A 12,625-nucleotide genomic window follows, 5' to 3' on the forward strand; every position below is an offset into this window, starting at 1 on the left:
CTGCAGATTGCGGTGGTGAAGATGACATGAACCGAAAGTTCGCAACGCATCACAAACATCACATATCCGAATTCGCTGGGCTGTCCAACAGGACATTCTGGCTACAGAATTTCTTGACGACCATAGAGCATTGGAACCACCTGATCCCATCCCGAACTCAGTAGTGAAACGATGCATCGCCGATGGTAGTGTGGGGTTTCCCCATGTGAGAGTAGGTCATCGTCAAGATTCATTTCGCAAAACCCCTATCTGCGCATGCAGGTAGGGGTTTTGTCTTTGGGCTGAAAAAACCTTTCTAGCCTGCCTGCCGCTCAAGGCACCCCTTCCTGTTCGTCAAGAGCCCGCATTTCGAGCGCCGGGCCATTCGAACCGCAATCTCCAGCCTATGCCGGCCTCCATAAGATCACTAGAATAACCCCACGCACTTACTCAGAAGCGTCCTATGTCCAACCCCGTCGAGCCAGAAACGCTGGCTGATCTGCCACTCCAAGACCTGGTCGCATGCCATGAATGCGATCTGCTCTTGCGCAAACCTGTGATCCACCCCGGTGAAAAAGCGCTTTGCCCGCGCTGCGGCTACGAGCTCTATGCGCACCGGCATAATGTGGTCAACCGCAGCCTGGCGTTGGTGCTGACGGCGCTCGCGCTGTTCATCCCAGCCAATTTCCTGCCGATCATGCAGTTGCATCTGCTAGGCCAGACATCGGACGACACGGTCTGGAGCGGCGTACTGGGGCTGTATGATTCGGGCATGCAGGGGGTGGCCATCGTGGTTTTCCTGTGCAGCATGGCCATACCGCTGGCAAAACTGATGTGTCAGCTGGCCGTTCTACTGGCGATTCGGCTCAACACAGGGCGCAGGTTAGGTTTGTTGCTGTACAGAACCTATCACCACTTGCGTGACTGGGGCATGCTCGAGGTCTACTTCATGGGCGTGCTCGTGGCCATCGTCAAATTGGTGGACTTGGCAGAACTTACCGTAGGGGTTGGTCTGTTCTGCTTCATCAGCTTGCTGTTGATTCAGGTTTGGCTGGAGGTTGTCATGTCACCGCACCAGGTCTGGAGTGCGTTATCGGGGGAGGACCCGCATGCGGGCGATTGATGCAGGTATCGTTGTCTGCAACGAGTGTCATGAACTGAACAGGCAAACCACAGGTGACGCATCCCAAACGTGTACGCGGTGCGGTGCCAGGGTGCATCCGCGTCGACCGAACAGCATCATGCGTACCTGGGCGCTGCTCATCGCTGCATCCATTCTCTATATTCCGGCCAACGTGCTGCCGATCATGACCGTCAGCTCATTTGGTCAAGGCACGCCCGACACCATCATGTCGGGCGTCATCGCCCTGCTCAAGCACGGGATGGTTCCGATTGCGGCCGTGGTATTTACGGCCAGTATCCTCGTACCTACGTTCAAACTGGTAGGAATCGGTTTGCTCCTGTATTCCGTGCAGCGCAGACAGCCCCTGTCGGCGCGGCAACGGATCTGGATGTACCGTTTCATCGAATTCATAGGACGTTGGTCCATGCTCGACATATTCGTCATCGCCATTCTGGTGGCAGTGGTGAATTTCGGCAGGATAGCCAATGTCGAAGCCAATCTGGGCGCTGTCGCCTTCGCAACTGTGGTGATCCTGACGATGCTTGCTGCTTTGACCTTCGATCCCCGATTGATTTGGGATAACACGGAGTCGGATGACGACCATGAGTGACCTGCCAACGGCTAAAACTCGGCCTGCCTCCAATTGGTCGGCCATCTGGATCCTGCCCTTGATCGCGCTGATGATCGGAGGCTGGCTCGCATGGCAGGCTTACCGTGAGGCCGGGGTGCAGATCGAGGTGCGTTTCGAATCGGGCGAAGGCATCGTCGCCAACAAGACCGAAGTCATCTACAAAGGCATGCCGGTCGGTAAGGTCAAGAGTTTGGTACTCGATGCCGAGGGCGAGAACCAGGGTGTCATCGCCACCATCGAGATGAACCAGGCGGCTGAAGGGCACCTGAACAAAGGCACGCGTTTCTGGCTGGTCAAGCCGAGCGTCAGCCTGGCGGGCATTTCCGGCCTCGAGACGTTGGTATCGGGTAACTACATTGCCGTCAGCCCCGGAGAGGGTGAGCCAACCAAGCGGTTCACCGCGCTCAAGGTGGCACCGCCCCTGTCGGATTCCGAACCTGGTTTGCACCTCACCCTCAAGGCCGAGCGCCTGGGGTCGCTCAATAAAGACAGCCCGATCTTCTACAAGCAGATCCAGGTCGGCCGCGTGAAAAGCTACCGGCTTTCCGACGACCAGAGCACGGTCGAGGTAAAAATCTTCATCGAGCCTGCCTACGCGAGCCTGGTGCGCAAGCATACGCGCTTCTGGAACGCCAGCGGCGTCAGCATCGATGCCTCGCTATCGGGGGTCAAGGTGCGCAGTGAATCGCTGTCGAGTATCGTCGCCGGCGGCATCGCCTTTGCCACGCCAGAGCACCGCAAGGACAGCCCGCCTACCGACCCAAGCCTGCCATTTCGCTTGTACGAGGACTTCGATGCAGCCCAGGCCGGTATCCGGGTGAAAGTGAAGCTGAGCGACTACGAGGGCCTGCAGGCCGGGCGTACGCCTGTCATGTACAAAGGCATCCAGGTGGGCTCTCTGAAGACCCTGAAAATGGAGGACAACCTTGCCAGCGCCACTGCCGAGCTGACATTGGACCCGTTGACCGAAGACTACCTGGTGGAGGGCACTCAGTTCTGGGTGGTCAAACCTTCCATTTCCCTGGCGGGTATCACGGGCCTGGAAGCACTGGTCAAGGGTAACTACATTGCCATCCGCCCTGGGGAGAAAGGTGCTCGACCTGAACGGGAGTTCGAAGCGCGCGCCAAGGCGCCGCCGCTGGACCTGAAGGCGCCGGGCCTGCACATGGTGCTGTTCGCAGATACCCTGGGTTCCCTGGAGGTGGGTAGCCCCGTGACCTTCAAACAGGTGAAGGTAGGTAGCGTGCAAAGCTATCAGTTCGCCCGTGACAGCAACCGTATTCTGATCGGTGTTCACATCGAGAAAGAATACGAAAAACTGGTAAACGGCTCGACACGGTTCTGGAACGCCAGTGGTATTACCCTCACCGGTGGCCTGTCTGGCATCAAGATCAAGAGTGAGTCCCTGCAAACCCTGATGGCAGGGGGCATCGCCTTCGACACGCCAAGGCCCAATGTGCCGCTAAAACGCCATATCCCGCGTTTCCGCCTGCATGAAAGCCAGGAGGCAGCCAACCGTGCCGGGACCCTTATCACGATCCGTGTGGAGCGCGCCGATGGGCTCAAGCCAGGCACCGCCATCCGCTTCCGGGGGCTGGATGTGGGCAGTGTGGAAAGTGTCGACCTTACCAAGGACATGCAGGCCGTGCTGTTGAAGGCACGTATTACCGAAGCTGCAGAGCGCATTGCCCGTGCCGGCACTCAGTTTTGGGTGGTCAAGCCATCCTTCGGCCTGGTGCGCACCGAAAACCTCGACACGCTGGTGGGCGGGCAGTACCTGGAAGTACAGCCTGCGGTCAAGGACAGGGGCCCGCAGCGTGACTTCATCGCACTGGCCGAAGCGCCCGAAGTAGCCGGTCCGGAGGTGGGTCTGCCAGTGACCCTCAGCGCACCTCGGCTAGGCTCCATCAAGCCCGGTGTGCCCGTGACATTCCGCGAGGTGGCGGTTGGCAAGGTGACCGACGTCGAGCTAGGCCAGAGTGCCGACAGGGTGCTGATCCACATTCTGATCGAGCCGCGTTATGCCAGCCTGGTACGTAGCGGCAGCCGCTTCTGGAACAGCAGCGGTTTCGGCTTCGACTGGGGCTTGTTCAAGGGCGCTACCGTGCGCACGGAGTCGCTGGAAACACTGATCGATGGTGGTATTGCCTTCGCGACGCCCGAGGGGGAACGCATGGGCACTCCGGCTCGGCCAAGGCAAACGTTCCCGCTGTTCGAGAAAGCTGAAGATGAATGGCTGCAGTGGGCACCCAAGATTCAGATCGCCAAGTAATGCAGGGTAGGGCCGCCATGCGGCCCTGCCACTTTACAGCGCGTGCGTTGAGCCGCGAGCCTGGCACTTCACAAAACCCAGGCATAAAAAAACCGACCCTGAGGTCGGTTTTTTGACTAGCGCGTCGCTTAGGCAGCTGCAGCTTCTTTCAGCGCCTTGATGTGGCCATTCAGACGGCCTTTGTGACGAGCAGCCTTGTTCTTGTGGATGATACCTTTGTCGGCCATACGGTCGATTACAGGTACAGCCAGAACGTAAGCGGCTTGCGCTTTTTCGGCGTCTTTTGCGTCAATGGCTTTGACTACATTCTTGATGTAGGTGCGGACCATGGAACGCAGGCTGGCGTTGTGGCTGCGACGCTTCTCAGCCTGTTTTGCACGTTTCTTGGCGGAAGGTGAGTTGGCCACCGTCGAGCTCCTCGAAAGACTTTAGGTAAATAGCAAACAAAATAGGCCGCGAATCATGCCGATCAGTCGGGCGGATGTCAAGGCCACTTGCAAGGTTCCGCCGAGCGGTGCGCCAACAAGCGGGAAAGATTCCTTTCTGCTGCGCGACCTGTACACTCGGGAATTTTTGGCTCCCCTGCGAAGGCGCGGGAGTATCGCACATTCGGACGCGCTCTGGCAGCGTCCTCTGTCATTGGCGTGAATCTTTTCGATGAACCTGCTCAAATCCCTCGCTGCGGTAAGCTCGATCACCATGATTTCGCGGGTGCTGGGTTTTGTCCGCGACACCATCCTGGCGCGTATTTTTGGCGCCGGCGTTGCTACCGATGCTTTCTTCATTGCGTTCAAGCTACCCAACCTGCTGCGCCGCATCTTCGCCGAGGGTGCGTTCTCCCAGGCATTCGTGCCTATTCTTGCCGAATACAAAAGCCAGCAGGGCGAAGAGGCCACGCGTACCTTCGTGGCCTACGTCAGCGGCCTGCTGACGCTGGTGCTGGCCGTGGTGACCGGCATCGGTATCCTGGCCGCGCCCTGGGTGGTGTGGGCCACGGCGCCTGGCTTCGTCGACAACGCCGAGAAATACCAGCTCACCACCGATCTGCTGCGGGTCACCTTTCCTTATATATTGCTGATCTCGCTGTCATCCCTGGTGGGCGCCATCCTCAACACCTGGAACCGCTTCAGCGTGCCGGCCTTCACGCCGACCTTGCTCAACGTGGCGATGATCGTGTTCGCCGTATTGCTCACGCCGTATTTCAATCCGCCGATCATGGCGCTGGCCTGGGGCGTGCTGGCCGGTGGCCTGGCGCAACTGCTCTACCAGCTTCCGGCCCTGAAAAGGATCGGCATGCTGGTGTTGCCGCGGCTGAACCTGAAAGATGCAGGCGTGTGGCGGGTGCTCAAGCAGATGCTCCCTGCCATCCTCGGCGTCTCGGTGAGCCAGATATCGCTGATCATCAATACCATCTTCGCCTCGTTCCTGGTGGCAGGCTCCGTCTCCTGGATGTACTACGCAGACCGGCTCATGGAGCTGCCGTCGGGTGTTCTGGGCGTGGCTCTGGGTACCATCCTGCTGCCGACCCTGGCCAAGACCTACGCCAACAAGGACCGGGAAGAGTACTCGCGCATTCTCGACTGGGGCCTGCGCTTGTGCTTTTTGCTGGTGCTGCCGTGTACGCTGGGGCTGGCGATCCTAGCCGAGCCGCTGACCGTGGCCCTGTTCCAGTACGGCAAGTTCAGTGCAACCGATGCCGCCATGACCCAGCAGGCGCTGATCGCCTATTCCGTCGGCCTGCTGGCAATCATCATGGTCAAGGTGCTGGCGCCGGGCTTCTATGCGCAGCAGAATATCCGCACGCCGGTGAAGATCGCCGTCTTCACCCTGGTCTGCACGCAGCTGTTCAACCTGGTGCTCATCGGCCCGCTGGCGCATGCCGGACTGGCCCTGGCCATCAGCCTTGGCGCCTGCCTCAATGCCGGCTTGCTGTTCTGGAAGCTGCGCACCCAGCAGCTATTCCAACCGCAACCAGGTTGGGCCATGTTTCTGCTCAAGCTGGTGTTGGCGGCAGGCCTGATGTCCGGTGTCCTGCTGGCTGGCATGCACTACCTGCCGGCCTGGGTCGAGGGAAACATGCTTGAACGACTGATGCGGCTGATGGCGCTGATCATGGCAGCCGTCGTCACCTACTTTGGTTGCCTGTACCTGTGCGGTTTCCGACCTCGGCAGTTCGCCCGCAAAGCCTTGCACTAAGGCTGCGGGCGCGTCAGGCGTCGGTTTTTCGCAATCCACGCCGCCCTTGGGCGCTGCTGCCTGTCACCGGCGCCCGGGTGTGGTTATAATCGGCCACTTTATGAGCAAGAAGCGCGTTATGCAGCTGGTTCGAGGTCTTCACAACCTGCGCCCCGAGCACCGGGGGTGTGTCGCCACCATTGGCAACTTCGACGGGGTTCACCGCGGCCACCAGGCAATCCTGGCGCGCCTGCGCGAGCGAGGCCAGGCCCTGGGCCTGCCGACCTGCGTGGTAATCTTCGAACCGCAACCGCGCGAGTACTTCACGCCCGATACCGCGCCGGCCCGCCTGGCCCGGCTGCGGGACAAGATCGCGTTGCTGGCCGGCGAAGGCATCGACCGCGTATTGTGCCTGGCCTTCAACCAGCGCCTGGGTGAGCTCGACGCCGATGACTTCGTCAGGACCATCCTGGTCGATGGCCTGGGCGTGCAGCATCTCGAAGTGGGTGACGACTTCCGCTTTGGCTGTGATCGCAAAGGCGATTTCGCCTTCCTGGTCCAGGCCGGCGCGCAGTATGGTTTTACCGTAGAAGCCGCCAACACCGTGATACAGGACGGCCTACGGGTCAGCAGCACCGAAGTACGCAAGGCGCTGGCGCAAGGCAATTTCGAGCTGGCCGAGCATCTGCTGGGCCGCCCGTACAGCATCACCGGCCGCGTATTGCATGGCCAGAAGCTGGCCCGCCAGCTCGGCACACCCACTGCCAACATCCAGCTCAAGCGTCGCCGCGTACCGTTGGCCGGTGTCTACCTGGCCAGCATCGAGATCGACGGCAAGGCCTGGGCGGGTGTCGGCAACATTGGCGTGCGTCCTACCGTTGCCGGTGACGGGCGCCCGCACCTGGAGATCCATCTGCTGGACTATGCCGGTGACCTTTATGGTCGCCGTCTGACGGTGGTGTTCCACCACAAGCTGCGTGAAGAGCAGCGATTCGCCTCCCTGGAGGCGCTGAAGTCGGCGATCGACGCGGATATCGCCGCCGCACGTGCACATTGGCACGCTCAACCGCTAACCAAGAGCCTGAAATGACCGACTACAAAGCCACGCTAAACCTTCCGGACACCGCCTTCCCCATGAAGGCCGGCCTGCCTCAGCGCGAACCGCAGATTCTGCAGCGCTGGGACAGCATTGGCCTGTACCAGAAGCTGCGTGAGATTGGCAAGGATCGTCCCAAGTTCGTCCTGCACGACGGCCCGCCCTACGCCAATGGCAAGATCCACATCGGTCATGCGCTGAACAAGATCCTCAAGGACATGATCGTCCGCTCCAAGACCCTGGCCGGCTTCGATGCGCCGTACGTGCCGGGTTGGGACTGCCATGGGCTGCCGATCGAACACAAGGTCGAAGTCACCCACGGCAAGCACCTGACCGCCGACCGTACCCGCGAGCTGTGCCGCGAGTACGCTGCCGAGCAGATCGAAGGGCAGAAGACCGAGTTCATTCGCCTGGGCGTGCTGGGCGACTGGGACAACCCCTACAAGACCATGAACTTCGCCAACGAAGCCGGTGAAATCCGCGCCCTGGCCGAGATGGTCAAGCAGGGGTACGTGTTCAAGGGCCTCAAGCCGGTGAACTGGTGCTTCGATTGCGGCTCGGCACTGGCCGAGGCGGAAGTCGAATACGCCGACAAGAAGTCGCAGACCATCGACGTGGCGTTTCCTGTCGCCGATGACGCCAAGCTGGCTGCAGCCTTCGGCCTGGCGGCACTCGAAAAACCGGCCGCCATCGTGATCTGGACCACCACCCCGTGGACCATCCCTGCCAACCAGGCGCTGAACGTTCACCCCGAGTTCCAGTACGCCCTGGTCGACATCGGCGAGCGCCTGCTGGTCCTGGCCGAAGAGCTGGTCGAGTCCTGCCTCAAGCGCTACGAACTGGAAGGTTCGGTGATCGCCACCGCCCCAGGCTCGGCCCTTGAGCTGGTCAACTTCCGTCACCCGTTCTACGACCGCCTTTCGCCGGTTTACCTGGCCGAGTACGTCGAACTGGGCGCAGGCACTGGCGTGGTGCATTCTGCGCCTGCCTACGGTGAAGACGACTTCGTGACCTGCAAGCGCTACGGCATGGTCAACGATGAAATCCTCACGCCCGTGCAGAGCAACGGCGTGTACGTCGAATCGCTGCCGTTCTTCGGCGGGCAGTTCATCTGGAAGGCCAACCCGGCCATCGTCGAGAAGCTGGGCGAAGTCGGTGCGCTGATGCACACCGAAACCATCAGCCACAGCTACATGCACTGCTGGCGTCACAAGTCGCCGCTGATCTACCGTGCCACCGCACAGTGGTTCGTCGGCATGGACAAGCAGCCACGCGACGGCGAACCGCTGCGCGAGCGTGCCCTGAAGGCCATCGAGGACACCAAGTTCGTCCCGGCGTGGGGCCAGGCACGCTTGCACTCGATGATCGCAAACCGGCCTGACTGGTGCATCTCGCGCCAGCGTAACTGGGGCGTGCCTATCCCGTTCTTCCTGAACAAGCAGACGGGCGAGCTGCACCCTCGGACCGTCGAGCTGATGGAAGAGGTCGCCAAGCGCGTCGAGCAACAGGGCATCGAGGCCTGGTTCAAGCTGGACGCCGCCGAGCTGCTCGGCGTCGAAGCCGAGCAGTACGACAAGATCGCTGACACCCTGGACGTATGGTTCGACTCCGGCACCACGCACTGGCATGTACTGCGCGGCTCCCACGACATCGGCCATGCCACCGGCCCCCGCGCCGACCTGTACCTGGAAGGTTCCGACCAACACCGCGGCTGGTTCCACTCGTCGCTGTTGACCGGCTGCGCCATCGACGGCCACGCGCCATACCGCGAGCTGCTGACCCACGGCTTCACCGTGGACGAGAACGGCCGCAAGATGTCCAAGTCGCTGGGCAACACCATCGAGCCCGAGAAGGTCAACAACACCCTGGGTGCCGACATCCTGCGCCTGTGGGTCGCTGCTACCGACTACTCCGGTGAAATGGCAGTGTCCGAGCAGATCCTGCAGCGCAGCGCCGATGCCTACCGGCGTATTCGCAACACCGCACGCTTCCTGCTCTCCAACCTGACCGGCTTCGACCCGGCACGCGACCTGCTCGCGCCGCAGGACATGCTGGCCCTGGACCGTTGGGCGGTGGATCGCACCCTGTTGCTGCAACGCGAGCTGGAAGAGCACTACGGCGAGTACCGCTTCTGGAACGTCTACTCGAAGGTGCACAACTTCTGTGTGCAGGAGCTGGGTGGTTTCTACCTCGACATCATCAAGGATCGCCAGTACACCACGGGTGCCAACAGCGTCGCCCGCCGTTCCTGCCAGACCGCGCTGTACCACATCAGCGAGGCGCTGGTGCGCTGGATCGCGCCGATCCTGGCCTTTACCGCCGACGAAATCTGGCAGTACCTGCCGGGTGAGCGTAACGAGTCGGTCATGCTCAATGGCTGGTATGAAGGCCTGAGTGAGCTGCCGGAAGGCACCGAACTCGATCGCGCCTATTGGGACCGCGTCATGGCGGTCAAGGCTTCGGTCAACAAGGAACTGGAAAACCAGCGTACCGCCAAGGTCATCGGCGGCAACCTGCAGGCCGAAGTCACCTTGTACGCGGACGAGGGCCTGAGCGCCGATCTGAACAAGCTGGGCGATGAGTTGCGTTTCGTGCTCATCACCTCGGCTGCCAGCGTGGTGCCGTTCGCGCAGGCGCCTGCCGAAGCGGTGGCGACCGAGGTCGAAGGCCTCAAGTTGAAAGTGGTCAAGTCCGGCTACACCAAGTGCGGCCGTTGCTGGCACTTCCGTGCAGACGTCGGCAGCCATCCGGAGCATCCGGAAATCTGCGGTCGCTGTGTGGAAAACCTGACCGGCTCCGGCGAGGTGCGCCACTATGCCTAACCTTGCAGCGGGGCGCTTCGGGCGCCTCGTATGGCTGTGGCTGAGCTTGCTGGTCCTGGTCGTCGACCAGGCCACCAAGCTGTACTTCAACAACGCCCTGACCATGTACCAGCAAATTGTCGTCATCCCCGACTACTTCAGCTGGACCCTGGCCTACAACACCGGCGCTGCGTTCAGTTTTCTGGCCGATGGCGCCGGCTGGCAGCGCTGGTTGTTCGCCCTGATCGCCGTGGTGGTCAGTGCAGTGCTGGTGGTGTGGCTCAAGCGCCTCGGCCGTCATGAAACCTGGCTGGCCGTAGCGCTGGCCCTGGTGCTGGGCGGGGCCATCGGCAACCTCTACGACCGTATCGTGCTGGGCCATGTGGTCGATTTCATCCTGGTGCACTGGCAGAACCGCCACTACTTCCCGGCCTTCAACGTGGCCGACAGCGCCATTACCGTCGGCGCAATCATGTTGGCGCTGGACATGTTCAAGAGCAAGAAATCCGAGGAGCCGGTCCATGACTGACATTCGTATCGGCCAGAACACCGAAGTTACCCTGCATTTCGCCCTGCGCCTGGAAAACGGTGACACGGTCGACAGCACCTTCGACAAGGCGCCTGCCACCTTCAAGGTGGGCGACGGCAACCTGCTGCCGGGCTTCGAGGCCGCGCTGTTCGGTTTCAAGGCTGGCGACAAACGCACCGTGGAGGTGGCCCCGGAGAACGCCTTCGGCCAGCCTAACCCACAGAATGTGCAGGTTATGCCAAGGTCTCAGTTCGAAGGCATGGAGCTGTCCGATGGCTTGCTGATCATCTTCAAGGACGCCGCCAACGCCGAGCTACCGGGCGTGGTGAAGGCCTTCGACGACGATCAGGTGACCATCGACTTCAATCACCCACTGGCTGGCAAGACCCTGACCTTCGAGGTAGAGATCCTCGAGGTGAAGGCCCTGTAGGCCTGGAGCCGATCATGCAAATCAAACTCGCCAACCCGCGCGGCTTCTGCGCGGGGGTCGACCGGGCGATCGAAATCGTCAACCGCGCGCTGGAAGTGTTCGGCCCGCCCATCTATGTGCGCCACGAAGTGGTACACAACAAGTTCGTCGTCGAGGACCTGCGCAGCCGTGGCGCCATTTTCGTCGAGGAGCTGGACCAGGTGCCTGACGATGTCATCGTCATCTTCAGCGCCCATGGGGTTTCCCAGGCCGTGCGTCAGGAAGCCGGTGGGCGTGGCCTGAAGGTATTCGATGCCACCTGCCCATTGGTCACCAAGGTGCACATCGAGGTGGCCAAGTACAGCCGCGATGGCCGTGAGTGCATCCTGATTGGCCATGCCGGCCACCCGGAAGTCGAAGGCACCATGGGGCAGTATGACGCTAGCAACGGCGGGGCCATCTACCTGGTAGAAGACGAGGACGACGTAGCCAATCTGCAGGTGAGAGACCCTGACCACTTGGCATTCGTGACCCAGACCACCTTGTCGATGGACGACACCAGCCGCGTGATCGACGCGCTGCGTGCGCGCTTTCCGAACATCGGCGGGCCGCGCAAGGACGACATCTGCTACGCCACGCAAAACCGCCAGGATGCCGTTAAGCAACTGGCCGACGAGTGTGATGTGGTCCTGGTGGTCGGCAGCCCTAACAGCTCCAACTCCAACCGCCTGCGTGAGCTTGCCGAGCGAATGGGTACCCCAGCCCATCTGATCGACGGCGCTGAAGACCTGCAGCGGGCCTGGTTCGACCAGGTTGGCCGCATCGGCATCACCGCAGGCGCGTCCGCGCCGGAAGTGCTGGTGCGCGGCGTCATCGAACAGCTCAAGGCCTGGGGCGCTACGGGCGCCGAGGAGCTGGACGGGCGTGAAGAGAACGTCACCTTCTCGATGCCCAAAGAGCTGCGTGTGCGCTCGTTGATCTGATCGCCTGCGCGGGCCTGAGCGGTTAGCCGCGAACGCTCAGGCCCCTGCACCTGCGCACCCTCGGGTGTCGCGAGTTTCATTCGATACCCTGACTCTGCCGCTGGACGCCATCACCACTTGATGCTGGCTGGTGCCAGCCGACCGCGCGCATACTTCGAAAGTCGCCGCCAGCCAGTTGCCGGCGGGGTTCACTGGCAGGCCCATGGCCGTGAACGTCATCGTCGTACCTAGGTTCGCGGCGATCTGCAGAGGCCGACGCAGGCGGTGTTCATGCAGCACCCGCGAATCCTGCTCCAGCGTCACTCGCCATCCATTGCCCCATGCTTCGTCCAGCGCTTGCACCCGCACGGCCTCACCCAGCAGCATGGCGCGCCCACGCGCGCTCCGCAGCGTTTGCGCCAAGTCTCGCGTGACGGCAGCGCGGTGCACGTCATCGCTGAGCTTGACGTAGGCAGGCGCCCCCAGCTGCGTCAGGACAGCGAGCACCGCCAATGCCGACACCGTTTGTATCAGTGTTACTCCCTGTTGCTTCACCGTGCATTTCTCCTTGGACGTGCTTGGCTTTAGCTTCACGCACGCTGGGTCACCCTTCCAGTGGCAGGCGTACATCGACAATGCATGAAAAGT

The 12,625-nt window shown here is 61.4% G+C and carries 11 protein-coding genes and 1 rRNA gene; 10 read left to right on the top strand and 2 right to left on the bottom strand.

Features of this window, described 5'->3' with window-relative positions; all coding sequences use genetic code 11:
- Positions 1 to 112: 112 nt before the first annotated feature.
- From rrf to CRP40_RS21090, 4 genes are all read left to right on the top strand, one after another.
- Positions 113 to 228: ribosomal RNA gene (gene rrf / locus CRP40_RS21075) — 5S ribosomal RNA — on the top strand.
- A gap of 214 nt (positions 229 to 442) precedes the next feature.
- The gene (locus CRP40_RS21080) at positions 443 to 1,102 is read left to right on the top strand and encodes a paraquat-inducible protein A (protein WP_027915685.1); all 660 of its coding nucleotides are present in this window, start codon (positions 443 to 445) and stop codon (positions 1,100 to 1,102) included.
- Positions 1,089 to 1,712, top strand: a complete 624-nt coding sequence (locus CRP40_RS21085; RefSeq protein WP_027915686.1) for a paraquat-inducible protein A — start codon at positions 1,089 to 1,091, stop codon at positions 1,710 to 1,712. The genes CRP40_RS21080 and CRP40_RS21085 overlap by 14 nt, the downstream gene beginning before the upstream one ends.
- Positions 1,705 to 4,005 carry an MlaD family protein gene (locus CRP40_RS21090; RefSeq protein WP_027915687.1) on the top strand — a complete coding sequence of 767 codons (2,301 nt, stop codon included), beginning with the start codon at positions 1,705 to 1,707 and terminating at the stop codon, positions 4,003 to 4,005. Before CRP40_RS21085 ends, CRP40_RS21090 begins: the two co-directional genes overlap by 8 nt.
- Before the next feature lie 128 nt (positions 4,006 to 4,133).
- On the opposite strand, the gene rpsT is transcribed toward CRP40_RS21090, so the two are convergent.
- Positions 4,134 to 4,412: a 30S ribosomal protein S20 gene (gene rpsT, locus CRP40_RS21095; RefSeq protein WP_023533220.1), complete on the bottom strand. Its 279-nt coding sequence runs from the start codon at positions 4,410 to 4,412 to the stop codon at positions 4,134 to 4,136.
- 250 nt (positions 4,413 to 4,662) lie between these two features.
- Between rpsT and murJ the strand changes: the two genes are divergently transcribed.
- The 6 genes from murJ (at position 4,663) to ispH (ending at position 11,998) form a co-directional block, all read left to right on the top strand.
- Entirely contained in the window at positions 4,663 to 6,201 is a 1,539-nt protein-coding gene (murJ, locus tag CRP40_RS21100; RefSeq protein WP_027915688.1) for a murein biosynthesis integral membrane protein MurJ, read from the top strand.
- 118 nt (positions 6,202 to 6,319) lie between these two features.
- Positions 6,320 to 7,270 (top strand): bifunctional riboflavin kinase/FAD synthetase, encoded by a 951-nt coding sequence (ribF, locus tag CRP40_RS21105; protein ID WP_027915689.1) that lies wholly within the window; start codon positions 6,320 to 6,322, stop codon positions 7,268 to 7,270.
- Positions 7,267 to 10,098: an isoleucine--tRNA ligase gene (ileS, locus tag CRP40_RS21110; protein ID WP_027915690.1), complete on the top strand. Its 2,832-nt coding sequence runs from the start codon at positions 7,267 to 7,269 to the stop codon at positions 10,096 to 10,098. The genes ribF and ileS overlap by 4 nt, the downstream gene beginning before the upstream one ends.
- On the top strand, positions 10,091 to 10,606 hold the full coding sequence (gene lspA, locus CRP40_RS21115) for a signal peptidase II (protein WP_027915691.1): 516 nt from the start codon (positions 10,091 to 10,093) through the stop codon (positions 10,604 to 10,606). Before ileS ends, lspA begins: the two co-directional genes overlap by 8 nt.
- Entirely contained in the window at positions 10,599 to 11,036 is a 438-nt protein-coding gene (gene fkpB / locus CRP40_RS21120) for an FKBP-type peptidyl-prolyl cis-trans isomerase (RefSeq protein WP_027915692.1), read from the top strand. Before lspA ends, fkpB begins: the two co-directional genes overlap by 8 nt.
- A 14-nt stretch (positions 11,037 to 11,050) precedes the next feature.
- The gene (gene ispH, locus CRP40_RS21125) at positions 11,051 to 11,998 is read left to right on the top strand and encodes a 4-hydroxy-3-methylbut-2-enyl diphosphate reductase (RefSeq protein WP_027915693.1); all 948 of its coding nucleotides are present in this window, start codon (positions 11,051 to 11,053) and stop codon (positions 11,996 to 11,998) included.
- Positions 11,999 to 12,034: 36 nt separating this feature from the next.
- Here the strand turns inward: ispH and CRP40_RS21130 are convergent, their stop codons facing one another.
- A complete protein-coding gene (locus CRP40_RS21130; RefSeq protein ID WP_027915694.1) occupies positions 12,035 to 12,532 on the bottom strand; it encodes a GspH/FimT family pseudopilin in 498 nt (165 codons plus the stop codon).
- Positions 12,533 to 12,625: the final 93 nt, after the last annotated feature.

It is taken from the genome of Pseudomonas sp. URMO17WK12:I9 (assembly GCF_900230165.1).
Lineage (GTDB): Bacteria > Pseudomonadota > Gammaproteobacteria > Pseudomonadales > Pseudomonadaceae > Aquipseudomonas > Aquipseudomonas fulva.